The sequence below is a fragment of the Capnocytophaga sp. oral taxon 335 str. F0486 genome, from assembly GCF_000277665.1.
Classification (GTDB): domain Bacteria; phylum Bacteroidota; class Bacteroidia; order Flavobacteriales; family Flavobacteriaceae; genus Capnocytophaga; species Capnocytophaga ochracea.
This window is the reverse complement of sequence record NZ_AKFR01000012.1, coordinates 43,469-67,611: the sequence shown is the minus strand read 5'-3', so window position 1 is coordinate 67,611 and position 24,143 is coordinate 43,469. Positions and strand designations below refer to the sequence as shown.

General features: G+C 38.0%; 20 protein-coding genes and 1 pseudogene. 11 read left to right on the top strand and 10 right to left on the bottom strand.

The features are described 5' to 3' along the window. Nucleotides 1–3 precede the first annotated feature (3 nt). The 6 genes and pseudogenes from HMPREF1320_RS02150 to ribD all read right to left on the bottom strand — a co-directional run bounded on the left by HMPREF1320_RS02150 (nt 4) and on the right by ribD (nt 6,797). Nucleotides 4–1,142, bottom strand: a pseudogene (locus HMPREF1320_RS02150) (carboxypeptidase-like regulatory domain-containing protein). A 57-nt stretch (nt 1,143–1,199) separates the two neighbouring features. Further along, nucleotides 1,200–1,394, bottom strand: coding sequence for a hypothetical protein (locus HMPREF1320_RS02145; protein ID WP_009417290.1), 195 nt, complete (start codon nt 1,392–1,394; stop codon nt 1,200–1,202). Nucleotides 1,395–1,715: 321 nt separating this feature from the next. After that, the gene (locus tag HMPREF1320_RS02140; protein WP_009417283.1) at nt 1,716–2,855 is read right to left on the bottom strand and encodes a carboxypeptidase-like regulatory domain-containing protein; all 1,140 of its coding nucleotides are present in this window, start codon (nt 2,853–2,855) and stop codon (nt 1,716–1,718) included. Nucleotides 2,856–2,877: 22 nt separating this feature from the next. Further along, nucleotides 2,878–4,035 carry a hypothetical protein gene (locus tag HMPREF1320_RS02135; RefSeq protein WP_009417255.1) on the bottom strand — a complete coding sequence of 386 codons (1,158 nt, stop codon included), beginning with the start codon at nt 4,033–4,035 and terminating at the stop codon, nt 2,878–2,880. Between the two features lie 378 nt (nt 4,036–4,413). Then, entirely contained in the window at nt 4,414–5,328 is a 915-nt protein-coding gene (locus tag HMPREF1320_RS02130; protein ID WP_009417273.1) for a hypothetical protein, read from the bottom strand. 473 nt (nt 5,329–5,801) lie between these two features. Then, nucleotides 5,802–6,797, bottom strand: coding sequence for a bifunctional diaminohydroxyphosphoribosylaminopyrimidine deaminase/5-amino-6-(5-phosphoribosylamino)uracil reductase RibD (gene ribD, locus HMPREF1320_RS02125; RefSeq protein WP_009417306.1), 996 nt, complete (start codon nt 6,795–6,797; stop codon nt 5,802–5,804). A gap of 416 nt (nt 6,798–7,213) precedes the next feature. Here ribD and HMPREF1320_RS02120 point away from each other — a divergent pair, with 416 nt between their 5' ends. From HMPREF1320_RS02120 to HMPREF1320_RS02100, 5 genes are all read left to right on the top strand, one after another. Next, entirely contained in the window at nt 7,214–8,368 is a 1,155-nt protein-coding gene (locus HMPREF1320_RS02120) for a 5-(carboxyamino)imidazole ribonucleotide synthase (protein WP_009417261.1), read from the top strand. Nucleotides 8,369–8,390: 22 nt separating this feature from the next. After that, nucleotides 8,391–9,074 carry a tRNA (guanosine(46)-N7)-methyltransferase TrmB gene (trmB, locus tag HMPREF1320_RS02115; protein WP_009417270.1) on the top strand — a complete coding sequence of 228 codons (684 nt, stop codon included), beginning with the start codon at nt 8,391–8,393 and terminating at the stop codon, nt 9,072–9,074. A 144-nt stretch (nt 9,075–9,218) separates the two neighbouring features. Next, nucleotides 9,219–10,319 (top strand): glycoside hydrolase family 6 protein, encoded by a 1,101-nt coding sequence (locus tag HMPREF1320_RS02110; RefSeq protein WP_009417268.1) that lies wholly within the window; start codon nt 9,219–9,221, stop codon nt 10,317–10,319. A 22-nt stretch (nt 10,320–10,341) separates the two neighbouring features. After that, nucleotides 10,342–11,112: an alpha/beta fold hydrolase gene (locus HMPREF1320_RS02105; protein WP_009417256.1), complete on the top strand. Its 771-nt coding sequence runs from the start codon at nt 10,342–10,344 to the stop codon at nt 11,110–11,112. Beyond that, entirely contained in the window at nt 11,097–11,444 is a 348-nt protein-coding gene (locus HMPREF1320_RS02100) for a phage holin family protein (RefSeq protein WP_002673862.1), read from the top strand. The genes HMPREF1320_RS02105 and HMPREF1320_RS02100 overlap by 16 nt, the downstream gene beginning before the upstream one ends. Nucleotides 11,445–11,499: 55 nt before the next feature. Here the strand turns inward: HMPREF1320_RS02100 and HMPREF1320_RS02095 are convergent, their stop codons facing one another. Continuing rightward, complete coding sequence (locus HMPREF1320_RS02095; RefSeq protein WP_009417250.1) at nt 11,500–12,921, bottom strand: ATP-dependent RecD-like DNA helicase; 1,422 nt, start codon at nt 12,919–12,921, stop codon at nt 11,500–11,502. Nucleotides 12,922–13,047: 126 nt separating this feature from the next. Between HMPREF1320_RS02095 and HMPREF1320_RS02090 the strand changes: the two genes are divergently transcribed. From HMPREF1320_RS02090 to HMPREF1320_RS02075, 4 genes are all read left to right on the top strand, one after another. Next, a complete protein-coding gene (locus HMPREF1320_RS02090) occupies nt 13,048–13,710 on the top strand; it encodes a hypothetical protein (protein ID WP_002673865.1) in 663 nt (220 codons plus the stop codon). Continuing rightward, on the top strand, nt 13,685–14,527 hold the full coding sequence (locus tag HMPREF1320_RS02085; RefSeq protein WP_051018406.1) for a DUF3822 family protein: 843 nt from the start codon (nt 13,685–13,687) through the stop codon (nt 14,525–14,527). Before HMPREF1320_RS02090 ends, HMPREF1320_RS02085 begins: the two co-directional genes overlap by 26 nt. Before the next feature lie 9 nt (nt 14,528–14,536). Beyond that, a complete protein-coding gene (locus HMPREF1320_RS02080) occupies nt 14,537–15,244 on the top strand; it encodes a hypothetical protein (protein ID WP_009417257.1) in 708 nt (235 codons plus the stop codon). 81 nt (nt 15,245–15,325) lie between these two features. Next, the gene (locus HMPREF1320_RS02075) at nt 15,326–16,039 is read left to right on the top strand and encodes a DUF4197 domain-containing protein (RefSeq protein WP_002673868.1); all 714 of its coding nucleotides are present in this window, start codon (nt 15,326–15,328) and stop codon (nt 16,037–16,039) included. Between the two features lie 388 nt (nt 16,040–16,427). On the opposite strand, the gene HMPREF1320_RS02070 is transcribed toward HMPREF1320_RS02075, so the two are convergent. Further along, nucleotides 16,428–17,273, bottom strand: coding sequence for a CPBP family intramembrane glutamic endopeptidase (locus HMPREF1320_RS02070; protein ID WP_009417309.1), 846 nt, complete (start codon nt 17,271–17,273; stop codon nt 16,428–16,430). Nucleotides 17,274–17,347: 74 nt separating this feature from the next. Between HMPREF1320_RS02070 and HMPREF1320_RS11735 the strand changes: the two genes are divergently transcribed. Continuing rightward, a complete protein-coding gene (locus HMPREF1320_RS11735; RefSeq protein WP_255347464.1) occupies nt 17,348–17,470 on the top strand; it encodes a hypothetical protein in 123 nt (40 codons plus the stop codon). A 186-nt stretch (nt 17,471–17,656) separates the two neighbouring features. Next, complete coding sequence (locus tag HMPREF1320_RS02065; RefSeq protein ID WP_009417254.1) at nt 17,657–18,973, top strand: DUF389 domain-containing protein; 1,317 nt, start codon at nt 17,657–17,659, stop codon at nt 18,971–18,973. 552 nt (nt 18,974–19,525) lie between these two features. Here the strand turns inward: HMPREF1320_RS02065 and HMPREF1320_RS02060 are convergent. Together HMPREF1320_RS02060 and HMPREF1320_RS02055 are read right to left on the bottom strand one after the other, a co-directional pair. Further along, on the bottom strand, nt 19,526–20,992 hold the full coding sequence (locus HMPREF1320_RS02060; protein ID WP_009417287.1) for a RagB/SusD family nutrient uptake outer membrane protein: 1,467 nt from the start codon (nt 20,990–20,992) through the stop codon (nt 19,526–19,528). Nucleotides 20,993–21,002: 10 nt separating this feature from the next. Then, entirely contained in the window at nt 21,003–24,047 is a 3,045-nt protein-coding gene (locus tag HMPREF1320_RS02055; RefSeq protein ID WP_034553885.1) for a SusC/RagA family TonB-linked outer membrane protein, read from the bottom strand. Nucleotides 24,048–24,143 lie beyond the last annotated feature (96 nt).

The window sequence follows — 24,143 nt, the reverse complement described above, 5'->3', positions numbered from 1 at the left end:
TGGTTATTGGTTTATAAAATCTTGTTCTTCTTTGGTAAGTAAAAACTTGGCTTCACCTTGTTTGTGAGGAGTAACGTATTCAAAGAAAGGTTTTTCTACGTCTATTCTATCTTCTTTTTTGATATGTTTGTTTTGTATACCTGTGCGAAGAAAGTTTTCTTCAGAAAAATAAATATATGTTTTTTCTTCAAATTCAACTCTTACTTTTGCTTTTACTGCAAAAGAGCTGAATAATAGTTTGTCTTTATAAGATGTAAAAGTAAGTTCCCAAGTAGCAAACTCTGGAGTTGATTTATAGGGTATTTTTGATTTCTCAGAAAACCCTTCTTTTGTATAAGGAACTTGATTAAAAATAATCTTCTTAATAGCGTTAGTTTGATTATCAAAGTAAATAACAGAATTAAACACATTTAGATCAAATTTACCAAAGTCAGCATCAAAGGTTACAATAGTATATTCGCTATCTTTTTCTACTTTTTTAACATCAATAGTTTTAGCATTGTATAGAAATACTAAATAAGGGTTTAAGTGAAGATACATTATAAGTCTCTTTTGTTCTAATGATAATTCATTAGAAGTATCCTCTTCCTTACCTATTATCTTAGAGTAATCAGTGCTCTTTAGTTGTATATGTGTAAATTTATTCAATGGTTCTTTAAACTGATAGACATATTCTTACTCCACCAATTTAGTTGATTCTGATAAAGTCGTATTAGCTTATCATTCTTAATTGTTTTCTCACGATAAGTACATTCTAATATTTTTGATTTACTATCATATAATTTGTAATAATTGTCAATTACATATTTTATTTTCTTTTTTAAATCAAAATTGTACAGCACCACTTCCTCAAGTTGTATTTCTTGAGGGTTGAGAAATATGGTTGCTCCTGCAAAAGTTTTGTCTGTGAAATTCTTCTTAGTAGTATAGCCTATATGACTCAAAGTAAGGGTATCATTTTCTAAAGCTATTTTTGCCTTGCCTTCTTCGTTGGTAATAGTACCATTGATAGAGTTAGCATAATATATCTCTGCATTACTTATAGGTAGTTTTGTTGTAGCATCAAGTACAGTAAATTCTATTGTTTGAGCTTGTAATAAACTTTGCAACAAGAAAAATTGTATTAGTAAAACTTTTTTCATACTTAGGTTTTAAAATAAGGGTAATTAGAAAAACTAATTACCCTATGTGAAATTAATTTACTTAATAGGAACTGTTATTCCAACTTTACCTCCTACATTCCCTTCGTGGTCTACACTGAGTTCGCCATTCAGAGAACCACCACTAAACCACCCCATTTCATAGCGTTTTTCAAGTTCTTCAACTTCAAACGCATTTACTAAGGCTTTTTCGTCAAGTTCGCAAACTTGCTCTTTGTTGAATTTTGTTTCCATAGCTATTTATATTTTAATACAGGAAAATCAAACCTTCTTTGGGCAAGGCATCGGTTACTTCCTTTTTACAGCGCAAAGATATAGAAAAAAAAAAAAAAACGTGCCAATAGGTAAGTGCAATTTTAACAAAACTTTAACTATGCTAACATTATAAATCAATACGTTACAATCTTTGTACTACTGTTCCTTTTCTAAACTGTTAATTTTTTTTTGAAGAGATTGAGGTATTGATAGGTGCTTTTTGCTTATTGAAGCTTTAGTATTTTAACAGTTAAAAATTAGAAATTACACGGCATTCTTATTGGGTAGTGGGCATTATGGTTATTGGTTTATAAAATCTTGTTCTTCTTTGGTAAGTAAAAACTTGGCTTCACCTTGTTTGTGAGGGGTAACATATTCAAAGAAAGGTTTTTCTACGTCTATTCTATCTTCTTTTTTGATATGCTTGTTTTGTGTACCTGTGCGTAAAAAAGATTGCTCAATATTAACATAATCTTGCTTGTTTTCATATTGAAACATACAACTCATTTTTGCAGTAAATGAACTGAATAATAATTTATTGTTATAAGAGGTAAAGGTAAGTTCCCAAGTGCCTTTGTTATTAATTGTCTTATATGGTATCTTTTTCTTTTCTGACACTCCCCCTCCATTTATAGGTTTTTGAGTGAATGCAATTCGCTTGATAGCATTAGTAGTATTATTAAAATAAATTACTGAATTTGCAAACTGTATTATTTCTTTATTGGAAATGATGTCAAAATCAAAAGTTACAATAGTATGCTCTTTATCCTTTTCTACTTTTTCGATCTGTATATTCTTAGCATTATACAAAAACACTAAATATGGATTGAGATGAAGATACTGAAAAATAAAAGCAGGTTTAAAAAATGCTGAATTAGTTCCGTCTTCAAGATTAGAAATCTTGGAATAATCAGTATTTTTAAAGTGTATTCGTACATTTTTATTTAATGGTTCTTTAGGCTGATACACATAATTCTTACTCCACCAGTCTAATTGTATTTGGTAAAGTCTTCTTAGAGTATCATTTCTTATCATCTTTTCTCGATAGGTACACTCTAATATCTTAGCCTTAGTGTCATACAATTTGAAGTAATTATCTAAAACATACTTCACTTTCTTCTTTAAGTCGAAATTATATAACACAACCTCCTCAAGTTGTATTTCTTGAGGATTGAGATAGATTGTTGCCTTAGCGAAAGTCTTATCAGTAAAAATCTTTTTAGTTTCATAGCCTATATGGCTTAGGGTAAGGGTGTCGTTCTCCACCGCAATGCGCAGTTTGCCTTCCTCATTGGTAATAGTACCGTTGAGAGAGTGTGTGTAATAGGCTTCAACGTTGGGGATAGTTTGTTTAGTAGTGGCATCAAGTAGAGTAAGCTCAGCTACTTGGGCAGGTAAGGCAGTAGCTGTGAATAATAGGATAAGGAATAGTGTTTTCATATTGTTATGTTTTTACATTACTTTAGAAATTAGATATCACGTGGTATTCTTTTGGGTTGTGGGGTTTATTGATAAAGTTCCGCATTTCATTGGTAAGAGGCAATTGGTTTTGAGTCTTCCAAAATTCTTTGTTATAGGGCACTTCTAATTTAAAGAGCTCTTTTTTACCATTTACATTGGCTTTAAAAGTACTAAGGTCTGAAAAAGGGTGGGTAACAATGAGCTCGAAACTTACATCGTATACGATTCTTTCTTCGCCTACATATCCTTCTACTTTTGCGTTAACTATGGCATTGGCTATAAAATATTTGTTGTTTTTGGTGTCTTTCTCGCATTTTTCCTTATAAAAATAATCAATAGTTCTGTATTTGATGAATAGTTTTTTAGTATAGGGTATTTTATGAATTATTTTAGGATTGATTTTATGAATACGCTCTTTGACGGCATAATCATCGGTATTGATAATGAAATGACCTATACTACTTTTATTGTCTTCTTCATTTTTAGGATTGTGACTTACCTGTTGATGTGTTTCATCTATAACTTTAAGTCCTGAAAAACGGTACTCCTTTGGACTTAGAAACAAAACATTACTCCACCATTGAAATAAGTCATTTAGAGAAGGTAAATTAAAATCGTCTGCTCGCATACCTTTCTTTTCTATACCAAATTTACGCATATTTAGCAATTGAAAGGAGAAATTTTTCTTGGCTCCTAATAATTTATCGCGCTTGATACGCCCACTGAAATCTTCTATTTTCACGAGTTCACCATTGCGTTTGAGGATACAACGCAAGAAGAAATCTTCGGCAAAAGGTTCCATAGGATAATTGGTGCTAGCGTGATTATAGGCTTCTTGTAGTATGTTTTTGTTAGAAAGAGTTACTTCGTCTAACTGAAAAGGTTTTGGGGTAAGGTACAAGGTGTCTTTTGTACGACTGAGGGCTTTGAAAGTAGTTTTGAGGGTTTCATAGCCTAACATTTTTATAGTTACGCTATCGTTGGCTGAATAGAACACAAAGTGCCCATCGTCATTAGTGATGGTGTAGTCGTTGGTATTATGAATTGTAGCTGCTCGTAAAGGGGCTTTAGTATCTTTATCTAAAAGATACTTTGAGGTAGTGTGCTGTGCCACTACGCATTGAATACAAACCAAAGCTATACATACAACTGCTTTCATATGAATTATTTTATTATATTTTTGCGCCAAAGATAGTAATAATTAGTAAATAATATACCCTTGCACGACAAGCTTTTGCTAAATATCCCTATACCCTAAAAACTATGGTCTATGCTTTATTGAACTTGTCCAATGCAAATCTCTTTCCCTTTACTACCGAAAAACAAATGGTATAAAGTTACGAACTCACCAAGCAGAAAGATTTTCCCGAGTTTCTCAAAAACCAAAATCATAAACTGTCTACCGTACTACGGTTGCCCGTGTGGCTCGCACTGCCTGCCGTGCTACAATCTACAACTTAAATAAGAAAAAAGCTCCTCTTATAGGAGCTTTTTCTGAAAGAAATTTCAAACACAAATACAATGTAAAAGTCTCTAACTAATATGTGAATTCTATTGTTTTTACTTCTTTGCCGTTTTCCTTTACAGTAGCTTTAAGAGGGTATTCAGTTTTAAAGTAACTATAAGTGGTTTCTTGCTCGTAACTACGTCCTGTTGCACCAGAATCCTTTACCGTTTTCTTGGTAATGTTATTTCTGGCGTATTGTTCATTTAAGAACACTTCGGGGTGAGTAGCTCTATAAGACAAATGCAAAAACCAAGGATTAGTTCTACCATCATACTGGTAGGTTGTTACCGAAGTTTTATTACCTGCCGTGTGAGTGTGTTCTCTTACCGTTTCGTTGTAGTTCAACACATAAGTATCTGTAGCAGTAGTAGTAGCGGTACTCTTCACTCCACTCGTTTCAGTGTATTCGCTTGTTACAGCTTTTATCTCATTGAGTACTTCACGATTGTAGACTACCACTGTATACTTAGTTACATTAGCCGATAACTTTTCACTTTTAGTATGTTTTTTTAACCTGCCACCATCATACTCATACTCATCTACGGTTGGCAAACTCTCTTTGCCTACCACAGTAGTTGTTTTCTTAAGCAAGCGTCCTCTTTCACTGCTATACTTATCATACACAACTTCCTCTTTTTTCACATTGCCTTCTGTGTAAACCGTTTTGATAGGAAAAGTCCCGTCATACGAAGTCTCGTACACTTTTTCCACAGTTCTACCGGTGCCATCTATCACTTTTATTGTGTGTTTGCGTACCAATCCTAATACATTTTGTACATACTCAAAAAGTTGCTCAGTAGTTTGTGTTTGGGTACCTTGTGCAGGTAGGGTCGTCTCCACTATCTTATCTGCAAAATAGATAGGATCTGAAGGTGGTAAATCGTCGCCTTTATCACAAGCTGTGAATAAGCCAACTGCCGAAAGTAATAAAATAACTCTTTTCATTGTATATAATTATTTTGAAGATTATCTATGTTTGTAATGCTCGTACTTTCTAAAATCCGTGCGAGTCTTTCCAATCCAAAGACTTATACGCTACTTTTAATATGTGTCCCGTGTTAGACTCCTTATAAAATAACTATTGTGCTAAAACACTGCAAGACACACTTGTTTACATCATATTTATACTAATTCTACTATCAAAAATCTTGCCATAAAGCACTTTTTCTCCTAAAAACAACCCCTTTTTAACATTTATTCGATATACCCCAAGCCTTCTTTCACCGTTTTTTAGTAATTCCGGCAATTTCTACCTCTTTTTACCTTTTACTCACATACCCAACTGTGAGCCCTCGCTGACTTTACCTTTCCTTTTACGCCTGTGTGGCTCGCACCTTTTACCTACTCATACAGCTCACTCTGCCCGTCGTGCTAGAATCGCCCGTGTGGCTCAAACCTGCCTGTGCGGCTCGCACCTTTTACTTGAAAATAGGCGCTTTCACCCCTTCTCCAAAGCAAATATCCCCCGTAAATATAACGGCTTCGTCCCATAAACCTTCGTCGATAAACTGTTGTAGTGTATAAGCCCCTCCTTCCACAATCATACTTTGCAAATTCATTTCATACAGTTTAGCACAAATTTGTTCCAAAGGTTTATCCTTAAAATCTATTGTGAAAAAATCAGTGTGTATCATCTCGGGAACAACCGTCTTTTCAGTGAAAAACAAAGTAGTCGTACGGTCGTTCCATACCGCAAATTCCTTCGGACTGCGTAACTTCGGGTCAATTATTATCCTCACAGGGTTGCGCCCATACCAGCTACGGCTGTCCAACGAAGGATTATCCGCCAATACCGTTCCTACTCCCACCACTATACCTTGTTCCTCAGTGCGCATTTGGTGCGCTGTCTGGCGCGCATAAACGTCGCTAATCCAGTGCGGAGCAACCTCCTCTTTATGCAGGGGAGCGATAAACCCATCGCGGGTTTCAGCCCATTTTAGAATAATATAAGGGCGATGTTTTTCGTGAAAAGTAAAAAACCGCTTGTTCAGTTCCCTACATTCAGCTTCACACACCCCCACTGTCACCTCACACCCTGCATTGCGCAGTTTTTCAATCCCTTTGCCGTGCACTTTCGCAAAAGGGTCGGTAGTGCCAATCACCACTCGCCCTATCTCGTGAGTAATGATAAGGTCAGCACACGGAGGCGTTTTCCCAAAATGGCTACAGGGCTCTAAACTCACGTAAATCGTACTTTTCGGTAGCAGACTCTTATCCTTTACCGAGGTAATCGCCCGTACCTCAGCGTGTGCCTCACCCGCTTTCTGGTGCCACCCCTCCCCTATGATACGCCCTTCGTATACGATAACACTACCTACCATAGGGTTCGGATAGGTACTTCCTAAGCCATTATAAGCCAACTGAATGCACCTACGCATATACCACTCATCAATAGTTAATTCTGAGGTTGTCATAAGAAAAAAAATAACTTTTGGCGCAAAGATAATAAAATAACTGCTAAGTATAAAAACGACAAAATGTTTTATACAATTTTAACAATTCATAACCCATTGAAAATAAACCATCTATATAGCATTTCTATACCAATCGTCCAAGATTCGTATAAGCTTCCTATAAGCTTTCTATAAGCTAAGTACACTTTTTTCATAGTTTTCTTTCATCTCGGTATTTTCCTATATTATCCTAATACCTTTCGATATCTTCCGAAAACTCCAATAAGTTACCCCTCTTGCATTATTTAGTTTTTTTGGCATTGTTGGCATTAATCAGTATTATTGGCATTATTGGCATTTTTTGGCATTAAAAAATAATTTCGTACCTTTGCCTCCTCATTAACCATTAACCACTAACCATTAATCATTAAAGCAATATGCCCCATTATTTCTCTTCCGATTTTACACTCGGAATCCTTGGCGGAGGTCAGTTAGGCAAGATGCTCCTTACCGAAACCCGCAAGTTCGATATCACCACCAAGGTGCTCGACCCCTCCCCCGATGCTCCTTGTCGCATTGCCTGCAATACCTTTGTGCAAGGCAACCTTACCGATTTCAATACCGTGTATAACTTTGGTAAAGACGTAGAAGTACTCACCATCGAAATCGAAAACGTAAACGTAGAAGCCTTAGAGAAACTACAAACCGAAGGGGTAAAAGTATATCCCAGCCCTCAAACTATCAAGAATATCCAAAATAAAGCCACTCAAAAACAGTTTTATGCCACTCACAGTATCCCTACCGCTCCTTTTCAAGTCTTTCAAAATACCGAAAGTCTGAAAAAGGCAATCAATGAGCAACAGCTCTCTTTGCCTTTCGTGTGGAAGTCAGCACGCTTCGGGTACGACGGTAATGGCGTGAAAATTGTCCGCCAGCTCACCGACCTAAATCTTTTACCTAACGACCAGTGCATTGCCGAAAGCTTAGTGCCTTTCAAAAAGGAATTGGCAGTAATCGTAGCCCGTAATGCAAAGGGTCAGGTGCGCACCTACCCTGTGGTAGAAATGGAGTTCCACCCCGAAGCCAATCAGGTGGAGTATGTGCTCTGTCCTGCGCGTATTGAAGAGGCTGTCGCTCAAAAAGCTCGTACTATTGCAATACAAGTAGCCCAAGCTTTTGAAGTAGTAGGACTCTTAGCCGTCGAGCTCTTTCAAACAGAAAACGATGAGATTTTGGTAAACGAAGTCGCTCCTCGCCCACATAACTCAGGACATTACAGTATCGAGGCAGCTTATACCAATCAGTTTGAGCAACACCTGCGCGCTATCTTAAACCTGCCCTTAGGAAGTACCGAAAGTAAGGTCGCAGGCGTAATGGTGAATCTTGTAGGAGCAGAAGGCTATCAAGGAAAGGTAGTGTATGAAAACATCGAACAGATAATGGCAATGGAAGGCGTAACCCCCCATATCTACGGCAAAAAAGAAACACGCCCTTTTAGGAAAATGGGACACGTAACCATTGTAAACCCAAATATCAACAAAGCACGCCAAATAGCCGAACAAGTAAAGAACACCATACGCGTAATCGCGTAACTTTTCTCTATTCACTCAATCTATGGGAAGCAAAAACAAACTCAAACGCTTTGAAGAAAATAAAACCTTTGCCAATGTAATCCAACCTTCACGCGAAGAGCTCCTTAACGGTGCTTTTGCCTATAAAGGTCGGTGGAACGAACTCTTTTTTAAGAACAATCACCCTATTGTCTTAGAATTGGGTTGTGGTAAAGGCGAATACTCAGTGGGCTTAGCCAAACGCTACCCTCAGAAGAATTTTATAGGTATCGATATCAAAGGAGCACGCTTTTGGCGAGGTGCTAAAACTGCTACTGACGAAAATATTACCAATGTAGCCTTCTTGCGCACCCAAATAGAACTCATCGAATGTTGTTTTGCCCCTCAGGAAGTAAGCGAAATATGGATTACCTTCCCCGACCCTCAAATCAAATACAAGCGCACCAAGCACCGCCTTACAAACGCCGATTTTCTAACGCGGTATCAGCATATCCTTGCACCTGAGGGTTATATCCACCTAAAAACCGATAGTGAGTTTATGCACGGCTATACGCTGGGATTGTTACACGGAGCAGGGCATAAAGTACTCTATGCCAATCACAACATCTATAACAGCGACGGTGTACCCGAAGAAGTAACCGAAATAAAAACCTTTTATGAGCAGTTCTATTTGGAGCAAAACAAACCTATTACCTACATTCGCTTTCAGATAAGAGTCCTACATTAATTCCCTCTTTGGAGGAAGCCAGCGAAAGCTCACAGCTGAGTATGTGATGAACCTCAACCGAAGAATCATCAAACAACCATTAACCATTAATCATTAACCATTAATCATTAACCATTAACCATTAATCATTAATTATATTATCCAATGAAAAAACTCATTTTCCTTACATATCCCTATCTCATCATTGCGATATGCTTCGCAATCATCTCTTGTGATAAGCATAATAATACTGAGGAGATTCCGCAAAAAGAAAACTCCAAAAAGGAAGAACCTAAAAAAGGAGACAGTTCTTTATTAGCTTATTCCAAGCCTTTCTTTCTCTTTACTGAAACTAAGGCTTATGAAATGACTAAGCAAGAAAAAGACCCTTACATAAAGAAACTCTATTACCAAATAGCTGCCACTCCCACAGCTGAATGGTTCGAAGGCGTAGAAGCCTTCGACGATAGTACCTTAAAACGCCTCATCGAAGGCGCAAAGGCACAACAAAAAACACCTATCATCACACTCTACGGCATTCCTTATAGAGATTGTGGTTCGTATTCAACCGGAGGTCATAAAACGGCTGCTTCTTATAAAGCGTGGATAAATCGCACCAGTGCTATTATTGGCAAAACCCCTATAATAGTGATTGTAGAACCCGATGCCCATAACTTTTGTTTAAAGAAAGGCTGGAAATACAACGATGCAAAATACAAAGAACGCGCTGAACTCCTCACTTATGTAGGAAAAACTTTTGCTGATAACAACCCAAATGCGTTGTTGTATTTGCATATTGGCGGAACAGAACTCAAACAAGAAGAAGCTGCTCAAGCGGTAATAGATGGCGGTATCCGGTATATGCGTGGCTTTGTTACGAACGTCGCCGACCATAGAGGGACTCCTCGGGCTGAAAAGTGGAGCGAAGAGTTCGTACAAACGCTCCAAAAGAAAAACTTAGGCACAAAATACTACGTGATAGACACCTCCCGCAATGGTATCGATAGCCCTAAACAAACCAATAAGGCTTATTATTACAGTTGTAACAATTTTAACGCCGCTTTAGGAGTACGCCCTACCACCAAAACCTCTGCTCCTCACGCCGACGCTTATTTGTGGATTAAACATCCTGGCTTATCCGATGGTACTTGTGCCAATGGCGATCCTGAGGCAGGCTCTTGGTATCCCGCAGTAGCAAAATCATTAGTGCAAAAAGCTATTGAAAAAGGAATTATAGAAGAGTGGAAAGTCCCTAACAACTTTTAAATTATCTTACTAAATAACTATGATGTTACATTCTCAAATTATAGGCGAAGGCACTCCCTTCATTATCCTGCACGGCTTTTTGGGTATGTCAGATAACTGGCGTACTTTGGGGCTCAAATATGCCGAAGCGGGCTTTCAAGTACATTTAGTAGACCAACGCAATCACGGTCGTAGTTTTCACAGCCCCGATTTCAGCTATCCTCTAATGGCACAAGATTTGCTTGCATATGCTGACGCTCACGGATTAAAAGTCTTTCACCTGATGGGGCATTCTATGGGAGGCAAAACAGCAATGCTTTTCGCTACCGAACACCCCGATAGAGTGCTTTCTCTCATCGTTGCTGATATGTCGCCTAAATTCTTTCCTGAGCATCACGGAGCTTGTTTACAAGGTTTAGCGTCCTTAAATTTCGATGTGATACATTCACGTACCGAAGCCGATAAAGCTCTTTCGGCTTATGTAAGCGATATAGGGGTGCGACAGTTCCTACTTAAAAACCTTTATTGGGAAACCAAAGACCGATTGGGCTTGCGCCTGAATCTCCCTGCTTTAATTGAGAATGAAAGCGAGATAGGTGCTGAACTCCCCGATAGCAATGTGTTCGAAGGTAAAACACTCTTCTTAAAAGGAGAGTATTCTGAGTATGTGATGCCCGAAGACGAAGCCCTTATTCGCACTCACTTTCCGCACGCTATTATCGATACAGTGAGCAAGGCAGGGCACTGGTTACACGCTCAAAACCCTACTGAATTTTACAATAAAACCATACATTTCTTATGCGATACTTTATAAGCTTATTCATCTCTGCAACCCTTGTTTTTGTATTGGGCTACCTAAATGTAGGTGCTCATATCGAGAACTTCTTTACAGCCCTCGTGGTAGCCTTTGTGCTCTCACTTCTCAATGGTATTGTACGCCCTATATTAGAGTTCATTGCCTTCCCTATTACCTTTATGACTTTTGGGCTCTTTTTATTTATCATCAACACTGTAATTGTGCTCCTGGCAAGCAAATTAGTAGGTGGCTTTGTAGTACACGGCTTCTGGGGCGGACTGATGTTCAGCACTTGCCTTTCGTTAGCTCAGGCATTAGCTCTTGCTCCTTTTGGAAGAGTAAGAAACTAATTATTGCCAAAGTTGAAGTCACTCAAAAAACTCATCTTTCTTCAACTCTTAATTCTCAGCCAAAATCCTCGTCTTTAAACCCTACCAAGTACACCCTTTCTTTAGCACGAGTGATAGCCGTATAAAGCCATCGCAAGTAACCTTCATCTATGGTGTCATCAGGTAAGTAAGGTTTCTCCACAAACACGGCGTCCCATTGCCCTCCTTGACTCTTATGGCAAGTTATCGCATACGAAAACTTCACCTGCAAAGCATTGAAATAAGGGTTTTCTTTCACTTTCTGATATCTTTTATAAGCCGTAGGTTCATCAGCGTAATCAGCGAGTACTTCTTCATAAAGTTGATTGCTTTGAGCCGGTGATAAGGCAGGAGCTTCACTGTTTAAGGTGTCTAATAATATAACCGTATCAAACGGAGGCATTTCGGGATAATCAATAAGCTGAGCCGATACCTCAGCAAAGCGGAAACCATAGGCTTCTGTAAAGTCATAAAGTTGTAATACCTCTATAGTATCACCATTGGCAATAAAACTCACTTGCGAATTATCCTTACACCAAAAGTAATTATTCTTAACCACCATTAGCAAGTCTCCGGCAGCTATTTCGTCTTCAACGTCTAAAATCACCCTGCGTATTTGGTTGTTCCAAGCCACCGCACGCTTGTTGGAGCGCACTATCACCGTAGTTTCTTCTGAGCCATAATCGTCATACGCCTCACTAATAGCGTCTTGTATTTCAGCCCCGTCAGTAAGTCGTATTATATCAGGGTGATGATTTATCTTAAAAGCGAACTGTTTTTCAGCAAGCGAAGAAAAGATATGTTTGCGCAAACGGGTAGCATTGTGCAATATCCCCGACTTCCGTCGCTGGCGTACCACCTCAGTAAGCGTAACCGTGAGTACTTCTTTTTGAAACTGATATTCTAAATAAGGAATATTCAGTGCAGGACTTTCGAGGGTATTAACAGGAGGCAATTGCGCAGTATCGCCTATAAGTAATAGTTTGCAGTTTTTCCCAGAATACACAAAGCGCATTAAGTCGTTTAATAATGAAGGGCGCTCAAAGAGTTGATAGTCTTTATCAGCAATCATCGAAGCCTCATCTACTATAAATAAAGTATTTTGGAGCTTATTGGCACGCAGTTTGAAGGATACATCAGTACCATCAGCTTTGGAGTAATAAATATATTTGTGAATAGTGAAAGCCTGCCTTTGGGTGAAATAGGTCATCACTTTGGCTGCCCTACCGGTAGGTGCTAATAACACCGATTGGTGGTTTATGAGCGGTAAAGTACGGATAAGACAGTTGGTGATAGAAGTTTTTCCAGTTCCAGCAAAACCTTTTAGTAAAAAAAGTTTATCAGAAGCATTCACCGAGAATAGATATTCTGTAATCTTTTGTAAAGCAACATCTTGCGAAGGAGTAGGCTCGTGTTTAAAGGCACTAATAAGGGCACTAAAAAAGGCTTTTTCGTTCATAATAAAAACAGTTCTGAGAGCAAAATTATAAAAAAAAGTTAAAATAATTTTTTTGTTTCAAAAAAAGATTGTAGTTTTGCGCAATACCAGTCAAGAAAGTTATTATTAATTTATAGAATTAAAACGATGAAAAAAATTGTAACTATTGCATTTTGGGCATTAGGTTTAGTATTTTGCTACCTAATTTACAGGTCTATCACAGGCCCTATTGAGTTCAAAAAAATTAAGGAGGAACGCTACACCGAGGTAATTAAGAAACTAAAAGATATCCGTGCAGCGCAAGATGCTTATTTGAGACTCAACGGCAAATATGCCGATAATTTTGATGAGCTTACTAAGTTCATCGAAACTGCACAATTTACTATTACTTCACAACGCGACACAAGCTGGAATGCTTTCGATGAGACTTTTAAAATTACGGTAATGCGCCAAGGTGTAGTTATTGATACTTTGGGACACGTATCAGTAAAAGATTCATTGTTTAAAAACGATAATCGTTATTTGCATTTGCGCGATTTACCTCCTATCAAAGGTAAAATTCCTGGTCAGTTTATAATGAAAACAGGAGAAATTACCGACAAGAACAATGTAAAATCTTCCGTTTTTGAAGCGTATGTGCCTAAGAGAGTGGTGCTACAAGGTCTTGATGAAGACTTAGTAGAAAAAGAAATTGCAAAAACATCGGTAGAAGATGTAAGAGGTCCTAATATTAAAGTAGGTTCACTCGAAGAGCTTACTGTAAACGGTAACTGGCCAACTTCTTATGACGCAAAAATTGCAAAGCAATAATCAGTTTAAAACGTACTTTAAGGAATTGTCCATTCAAATAAACTTGGATGGACTTTCTTTTTGTGTGTTTAACCCTGTACTCCTGTGTGTAGAGGCTATTTATAATTTTCCTATCAACTTCAGCTATAAGAGCAAAGAAGATATCGATAGGCAAATCTATTTTGTGATACAAAGTGAAGACGACCTCCGCCAAGATTTCGATACTATTAAGGTTTTACACAATACCCCTTCTTTTGCTTTTATCCCACAGTCTCTTTACGGCGGAAAAGACGAAATGCTGGAATACCTCAAATACAGTATAGATGTATCGGAGGCGGAACCCTATACCGTGGAAATTGATAGAATCATATCTATTGAAACGGTGAATGCTTATTTGCCCAACACAATAGTAAATAACGCACTACTTTCTTATTACGGTAGGTTCGACTACCAACACTTTGCTACCTCACTACTACGTATGTTCCTCAAACACTACTCTTCGCACGCTTTCGAAGTAATGTATATCTATGCCGAAGTAGGCTCTTTTTACTTTGTAGTGTTTAGAGGTAAAAAACTGTATTACTTCAATAGGTTCAGTTATGAAACCATTGAAGACTTCTTGTATTACATTCTTTTCTCTATTGAACAATTGGATATCGATACTGAGCAAGTGCCTCTTTATATCACAGGGGAAGTAGAACCTACAGCCCTGTTTTATAATAAGGTAAGGCGTTATGTGAGGTATATTTACCTCCTGAAATACCATAAGGAACATTTTGCTGCAGGAATGGACGAAGAGCTCATTCGTCGGAATTTTGTGCTCACCCAATCTTTTTAACCTATTGCTATGAAATTTTTGAACATATTGCGCAATACTTTTAAACTATACCAAAGTACTTTCGGAGTGCACCTTTTGGGCTCTCTTATTTTATTTACAGTAGTGTTTTTAGTTTACGCTTCTCTTATTACTACTATCTTCGGAATGCCTTTAGAGAATATCATAGCTCTGCAAAGCAACCCCGAAAAGCTCATCGCTTTAGTCAGTAGCCGGAGTTTTGTTATTAAATTTTGGTTCTTCTCGTTACTTGTAGATGGCATCATTACCCCTTTTACAGCAGGTATTTACAAGAACTACGCGACGGTAATCCAAGGGGAACGCGCTACTTTGGGCAACCTATTCACTTATTATCGCGCTCCTGAAACAAGTGCTATTTTAAGCCACGTTATTCTGCAAATGTGTCTTAAAACTTTTATATTAGTAGGCTTTTCTGCCGTAGGAATGTACTCGTTAGGACTTGCCTTTAACACTATCATCTCGTTAGTATTTGTACTCACTATCCCAATTATTATTTTGGAAAGCAAACCTCTTTTCAAGGCTATGGGAGAGAGTTATAGAAGAATAATGCTCGCACCTTTCACTGCCCTTATCATTACCTTCTTGGGTTGTGTTTTTGTGTTAGCAGGCTTTCTTTCTTTTGGTATAGGCATTGTGATTACCTTCCCGATACTTTTTGCGAGCATTTTCAGTATATACCTTTCAATAAATAAAAGGTAAATAATAATTTTCTGCTACTATTTACGCTACTTATACAGATGAAATAAGAAAAAGACAGTTAAAAATTAATAAAACAAATATATGAAAAAAGTAATGCTTTTGGGGCTCTTAACAATGGGCTCTTTTACTCTGAACAGTTGCGACGAATTGCAACAAGTTATGGGCAACACTACCCAAGGTGGTAGCGGATTTAATGTAGCCAGCGGACTCAAACAAGCCCTTGAAATGGGGGTAAGTAGTGGGGTGGATTTGCTGAGCAAAGACGGTGGTTATTTTAAAGACCAAGCAGTACGGATTCTCTTACCCGAAGAACTCCAGAAGGTAGATAAAACTTTGCGTTCGGTGGGGTTAGGTTCTTTGGCTGACCAAGGGCTAAAAGTACTAAACGAAGCAGCTGAAAATGCTGTAAGCCAGGCGAAGCCTATCTTTTTATCGGCGATACGAAATATGACCTTTACCGATGCGATGAACATCTTAAAAGGTGACAATACCGCAGCGACTACCTACCTAAAAAACAGCACTTATAGTTCTTTGGAGACTGCTTTTGCTCCCAAAGTGCAAGCCTCGCTTAGTGAAGTAGGTGCCGATAAGGTATGGGAGAACATTATCAATAAGTATAACCAAATACCTTTGGTAAAGCCCGTTGAACCGAACCTTACTAAATACGTTACCCAACAGGCTATCAATGGGTTATTTGTGAAGGTGGGAGATAAGGAGAAGGAAATACGCACGAACATAGCGGCGCGCACTACCCCCCTACTAAAATCGGTGTTTGCGATGCAGGACAATAAATAATAGCAAATCCCTTTCTCTGTGAGAAAGGGATTTTTTGTTGTTTAACTGTTAACGTAGCACGTGCGAGCTGTACGGATTGTTAAACTCGTGAGTTCGATGTAAGAGAAGTGTAGCTTACGCTACAGAAATTTTACAAATCTTAAAAAAAATCAAACAAATAGGTAGCAAGCTACCTTTAGACACATACTCTGCTATGCCATCTCGCAGACTACACACAGATTACACGAATTGCTCAACTAAAGCTGAGGAATTTTCACGGAATAGTAACAGAAAGACAATTGCAAATTAATGTTGCATATATCGAGCTGACGTTAAATTAGCAAATTGCGAGCCACACAGCAGTTGTGATTCGACAGGCAATAATAATCCCTGTGTAGTATATAAGTTCCTACTGTTTCTCTTTGGTAATTCTGATTTTGCGTAACCATAAACCGACACCAAGATACAACAGACAAGGAATAATCCCTGAAACGGGTGAAATGAGTATATCTTTACCCGTTTCAATGAAAATATGCTTGTCGTACATCAAGCTGTAGATGGTAGTATCCTCAATAGCGTGCATCCACACCCCAGGCCAGATAGAGCCCGTAAGGCGGAAAATCTCGGTATACATTACCGTCCACAAGGTACAGCTCACTAATGCCAACAGGCAAAAGGTTACTTTGTCGTAAGGAAATAAAGCAAATAGGCGTTCGGGTTTTATGAAGTAGAAAAAGTAAGGCCAATGCCACGAACACCACACTACCCCCACAATGAGGTAGAGCCATATATCTTTCAGCTTCAAACTGAGCAAACGAGCGGTGAGGTACCCCCGCCACGACGATTCTTCAAAGAAATTCTTTACAAATTCCGCTAATACAAAAATACCAAAACCCGCGAAGTAGTTTGTCCAATGGATTTGCACTTTCAGCCACCCAAAAAGTTCTCCAATAAGCAGGGTAAGGGCAATCACCGTAGGATAAATAAGCGTAGCCACCCCATACCACCGCAGGTTTTTCTTGATAAGTGGGCGCAGTCCTGCATCGCGCCAACCATCGCCCATAAAGGCGCGCAACACGAGCCAAGTCAGCACTGGGGCAGCTATAAAAATACCCATTCCTTTAGTACCATTGCTGGTATTGCTGAAATCGCCTGCTGTTTCCCCCGTAAGGGAATCTACCCATACGCCTAGCCAGCCACAACTGAGGGCAACGAGAATAAAAATGCATACATTTATCTTCTTGTTCTTTGTCATAATAGAAGAAGTTTTGAAAGTACAAAGATAAGAAAAAATAGCAAATTAGTAAATTTACAAATGTGCTAATTAATATGTTAGCCTTCAGTGGGTCTACAGTGGCTCTACAGTGGCTCTACAGTGGCTCTACAGTGGCTCTACAGTGGCTCTACAGTGGCTCTACAGTGGGTCTACAGTGGGTCTACACCGAACAATAATAGGTATTAAACTGAATAGCAGACGAATACATTTGCTACTTCATTTAATATCTTATAGTTTTGCGCCACTAATCGACAAATTGACATATTGGTTAATTGATAAATTATGCTTATCTTTGCACTTCACATAAAAAACATTAGTAGTTTGTACTAATGACTAAAAACTAACATCTAATATCTTACATTATGAGTTTTTTGAAAAAGCTTTTTAATTTACATCAGGGGGAAGAGAAAAAGGAAAAAGTAATTGAAGATATCCTTAGCAATATCTCTTTTCGTGGTGCTAATCTATGGATTTTGGCTTGTGCTATCCTGATTGCTTCTATTGGGTTAAACGTGAATTCTACTGCTGTAATCATTGGGGCGATGCTTATTTCTCCTTTGATGGGACCTATCGTGGGGGCAGGATTTGCGCTTGCTACTTACGATTTCGACCTGTTGAAGAAAACTGGCAAGAGTTTGCTCATCGCTACTGTGGTGAGTCTTATAGTATCGTTTATCTACTTCTATATCAGTCCGTTTAAAGATGTACAGTCAGAGCTTTTGGCACGTACTTCTCCTACCATTTACGATGTGCTTATCGCCTTTGTAGGTGGGTTGGTAGGAGCTATCTCCCTCACCCGTCAAGACAGAGGGAACCCTATACCAGGGGTGGCAATTGCTACTGCTTTGATGCCACCGCTTTGTACAGCTGGATTTGGCTTGGCTACGGGCAATATTAGTTTTTTTTTAGGAGCTTTCTATCTATATAGCATCAACTGTTTCTTCATTGGGATTGCTACTTTCCTCATCATCAAATACCTAAAATACACTCCTAAAAACACGGGTAATGAGGCACTCAACAAGCGTTTGCGCGTTGTTATCACCACATTGGTAATCCTTATTGTTACCCCTAGTTTGTATTTGGCATATAGCCTTTTGAAAGAGAAGGAATTCCACGAGAATGTAGCTCATTATATCACTGCCGAGTTTGAAAACAGCGGTTATACCATTATTTACAAGAAAATACACTACAATGCCTCGCCTAAAACCATTGAATTGGCTTTTTTAGATAAGAAATTTACCGATGAAGAAGTAAAAACACTACAAAGCAACCTCAAAAACTTCAAATTACATAATACCGAACTCATCATCAGACAAAAAGAGTCGGATATTGACAAAGAGATACTATCGGAAATCAACAAAAACAAGGCGTCGCTTTCTAATAAAGACATAAAGATAAATCAGCTAAAAGAAGAGTTGGCGCAATACAAATATACCGACCCTACTTTTGCTAAAGAAATAAAAGTATTGTTCCCTAATATTGAGAGTTTTTATTTTGGAAAACTGACAGATTTTTCGGGAAAAGGCAACTCTTCTCTCACTACGGTGATGCTCTACACGCCTAAAAAAGAAACTGTAAAAGGCAAAGAGGTAGCCAAAGAAGTGGATCGCCAAAAATTGCAACAATGGCTCGCTGAGAAGTTTGGCGATAAGAAAGTGATTTGCAGATTAGCAGATTAGGGAATTAGAAAATTAGCATATTAGAAGAATGAGAAAATTAGTATATTAGAAAATGAGAAAATGAAATCCCCGTGGTGTGAGCTGTACGGATTGTTAAACTCGTGAGTTCGATGTAAGAAAAGTGTAGCTTACGCTACAGAAATTTTATAAATCTTAAAAAAATCAAACAAATAGGTAGCAAGCTACCTTTAGACACATACACACATACTCTGCTATGCCAGCTCGCAGACTACACACAGATTACACGGATAGTCTTTCAATTGACAATTGATAATTGATAATTGACAAATGTGATGCGCACGGATTAGTAGCTTTGTTACTGGATTTATACAGATTGTAATACAAACATAGGCGTGACTTTGGTAGTTTTAAAAACTTTTAAATGGCTTTTGGTAAAGCAGTGACTAACTAATTTCTTTAACGCAATAGGCTGGGATAAAGTAGTGATGTTTTATAGCCAACGCTAAATAAGTAGTATAAATTATAACAACATTCGCTGCAATGCCAAAGGCATTGCAGCGAATGTATATTATATGATAGTTTAGATTTCTATTAATAATAACCAGGGTTCTGGTCTTCACTTTTTATTAAAGCAGAGTTGGAATTAAATGCTTCTTCAGGGATAGGTAATTGCCAACGATAATCACCTGCAGGAAGGGTTACCCATCTTGCTGCTGGAGGGGTACCTGTACCATCAGCAAGAGCACCTTTAGTTGCATTCCGTTGTATAGGGAGCCCAAGTCTTTTCAAGGTAAAGAAGCGATCGCCTTCAAATGCTAATTCTAAACGGCGCTCCAATAGTATTGCGTCTAATAAAGCAGTACCTGATTCATTACCGCTCACAAATCCTGAATAGCGTTGTGCTCTCACTGCATCGAGGTCGGTTAAGGCTTGAGCAGTATTTCCTAATCTGTAATTCGCTTCTGCTCGTGTGAGATACACTTCTTCTATACGAATGTATTTGCCATCTACTATATTAGCACTACCTCCATCTCTACCAAGATATTTAGAAATTGTGTTATATAACCCAGAATCATAGGTATCAGTAGAAATAGTAGTTGATTTGCGTATATCGGTATTCTGATACAATTGGTATAAATCATAGGAACAAACAAATTCAGCTTTATTTTGTCCATTTGTTTTTTGACCGTAGGCAGATCCTATTTGTATTCTATCTTTTTCAGTAAAAAGAATACGGAAAAGTACATTTTTAGTATAAGCGTCTTTCCATACATTAGCAAACTGGTCACGAGGAGCAATATTAAATGAACCATCAGCTATAGCTGCATCAGCATAATCTTTTGCTTTCTGATAGTTTCCATAATAGAGATACACTCTTGAAAGAATAGCTTTAACCGCTGTTTTATTTAGCTGACCGTCCTTTTTGGTATCGTCCATTAGGGTAAGAGCTGTTTCTAAATCGGATATAATTTCCTTATAGGTATTATCCACAGTAGTCCCATAACGGCGAGGTTTTCTTTCTGGGTCAAAACTCTTCAAGTAAGCTATCCCCATACTTTGTTTAGCATCTGCTGACTGTGTAGGGATTTTGCAATATACGCGTGCTACATCAAAATGACCAATAGCTCGAAGAGCTAAGGCTTCTCCTTTTATAGCATTTTTTACAGCATCGGTAGCCTGTTTTAGGTTATCGAGATTATCCAAAATGTTGTTGGCTCTACTTACAAGAAGGTATCCTCTTTTATAGAGATTATAACCATTCTCAGTTTTATTGTAGCGCATCTCGTATAAGGTACGAAAAGTTCCTCTACCTTTAGGATTATAGGTAAGATTGTCCGAAAGGATATCTGGGCATATAAAAAGCCCTCCGTTATTGTGATAGTAGCCATAATTTTGGAAACTTGTATATACACCTTTTAAGGCGGTTTGTGCTCCTTCGACAGTAGAGAAGAGTTTTTCTGATTCTATCCCATCATAAGGTTCACGGTCTAAATCACAAGCCATAAATAATATGGTAAGTGATAATAAAAGTCCTAATTTTTTATATATTTTTTTCATAGTTATACGATTAAAAAGTTAAGTCAAGTCCCATTGAGAAAGTGCGTAAAGTAGGGTAAGAGTATAGATATATTTCACCTGAAATAAACTCTTGACCTGCTCGTAATTGTGATTCAGCAGCCCCAATGGACACTTCAGGGTCTCCTTCAAATTTCGTCCAAGTGTACAAATTTTGTCCTTGTACAAAGATACGCAATCCTAAACCATTTACAGCATCTTTAGGGAAAGTATAACCGAGTGATAGAGTTCTGAATCGCAAATAAGAACCATCTTGCAAAAATCTATCAGATGATTGATTGAAACTTGCGTCTAAGCGTGGTAATTTGTTATCTCCTGGATTTTTCCAATAATCCAAGGCGTCTTTTCTTTGATTCATATTTACATTAGCCCCATCACTGAGCAAATCTTGGGCAACTTGGTTGTAAATATAGTTACCTAATTTAAATGAAAAATCAGCATTTAAATCTATTCCTTTATAGACAAAAGAAGTGTTAAACCCTCCAAATTGTTTTGCAAAAGGACTTTTTCCTGACAATACAAACTGACTAGCGTCTTTGTAATTATTAGTTGTTTTTAGTTCGCCTGTTTCATTGCCATTTCTATCGTATAGTTTTTGGTAATAAAGTGCATCACCATTTGCGGGGTCTACTCCTGCATAACGTTTCATATAATACACAAAAGGTAGTTCACCCACTTTTAGCATACTTGAATTACCGACAGTTAAGTCATCTCTGCCATCTCCTAAACTTTCTATATTATAGCTCATAAAGGTAATGTTAGCTCCTAGATTCCATTTGAAATTAGGAGTTTTTATCACATCTCCACTCACCGAAAGCTCAATACCTGAATTTTTCATATTACCTGTATTCACGTATTGGGTATAGCCTCCTTCTTCCCAAGAGTGAGGTATTTCAAACAAGAAGTCTTCACGAGTATTGGTAAAGTAACTACCTGTTACTGACAATCGATTGCTAAAAGCTGCCAATTCTGCTCCCACATTAAAAGATTTTTGTGTTTCCCAAGTGAGGTTAGGATTGGCAATACTACTTTTGAATATAGCAGCTGGCAAATCTCCATAAGAAATTGATCGATAATACCCTTTGGCAGCATAGTCAGGAATATCCCAGTTACCAGTGGTACCATATGATACCGTTAGTTTAGCGCGATTAAGCCATTCGGCACTTTTCATAAACTCTTCTTTGGCAATATCCCAACCAGCTCCTACACTCCAGAAGTTTCCATAACGATTGTTTTTTCCAAAGCGTGAAGCTCCATCTCTACGTACTGACCCTGTAAGGCTATATTTTTCATTGTAATCATAGTTTAGAGCAGCCGCAACTGAGAACATCGCACTTTCAGATTTTGTAGTTTCTACATCTTCAGGCTTAGCCCCATTATCTTGGGTCGTTAAGAACTTAGACATATATCCTTTACTATTCAAATAATAAGAGTGATAATAATTATCAGTATATTCAGTGAATAAGGTGGCATTAACATTGTGCTTGCCAAATGATTTTAAATAGGTGAATTGGTTGAGCCAAGTATAATTATACCTATCACTTCCTGAATCGGCTTTGGATCCAGGGTTTGTCTTACTTCCTGTTATTTGGTCTAATATAGAACCTGGCTGAACGTAGTACTCTTTTTTGTAACGTTTATAGTTAGCCGAATAACGTGTAGTGAAAGTAAGTGCAGGAGTTATATCATAACTCGCAAAAGCACTCGCTAAAAGCTGAGTTGTTTTTACTTCTTCTGGTTGTGCTTGAAGAGCTTCTATGATAGATAGTACTTGTGATCCCACCTCATATACGTACTCTCCTGTTTTTTTATCTTTTATAAACTGACCTGTATTTTCATCTCTTTCATATATATTTTCGTACGGATTGTACCAATACATTGCCGCAAAGGGGTTCTGTTGGTTATATCTATCACGAGGTTCGTCTGTTTTAGTTTGTGACAAACTCGAAGTAAAACCAAATTTCACTTTATCAGTCATCTTTGTATTGAGATTTAAACGAGCTGTATAGCGATTAAAACCATCTAAGTATTTCAATATACCTGTATTTTTATCCCAACCACCTGATATAAAATAATTAGTGTCTTCTGATGCTCCTGAAGCCGAAAGCATATGTGAAGTAATAAAGGTTGTTTTCAAGATATTCTTTTTCCAATCATTGTCATAACTGATGAGTCTCTCTTTCTTATCAGCTGTTCTTCTATAAGTATTTGGGTCTACAGCTTCTTCATAGCGTATTTTTTCTTCAGCATTCATCATTTCAAAAGGATCTGGAGCTTTGTCTCCAAAGCCTGTACGAGCTGTATAGGTGAACTTTGTACGTCCTTTTTTCCCTTGCTTGGTAGTAATCAATACTACTCCATTAGCCCCACGCGAACCGTAGAGAGCAGTTGCCGACGCATCTTTCAATACTGACATCGATTCTATATCGTTGGGGTTTAGTATATTCATATCGTCTTTATCTACAAATACTCCATCTACTACATATAATGGTTGCGATTTATCTCCTCCTTTTACATTTAAGGATACGGCACCACGCACTTTCATATAGGCTGTTTGTCCTGGTTTACCATTTAAGGCAGTAACATCTACCCCTACAGCTTTCCCCTGTAGCATATTATCCACAGAAGTAGACGGATTTAACTTACTTAAGTTTTCAGATCCAATAGTCGTTACCCCGGCAGAGACTGCATCCTTTTTAGTTTGCATATAACCTGTTACTATTACCTCGTCAATCACTTGGGCTTCTTCTTGCATTACTACATCAATGCGACCTGAAGTACCAACTTTGCGATTTTGGGTTTTCATTCCTAAGAATGAGAACTCTAAGGTCTTACCTGGAGCAACCTTGATGCTATAACGACCATTAAAGTCGGTTTGAACACCGTGTTGTTCTCCTTTTACTACTACAGCTACGCCCATCATTTCAGTTCCACTAGCATCGCGTACTGTTCCTGTCACTTCTCGTTCCTGCGCCCACGAGAAGCCTTGCACTATTAGTATTAAAAATAGTGCGAAAGATACTTTGTTTAATCTCATCTTCTATAACATTATTTTATAAACTGGTGCAAAGGTAGAAAAGTTTTCTGTTAAGTTCCAAATTTACCCTTAACAAATTTACTCATTTTGTTTGTA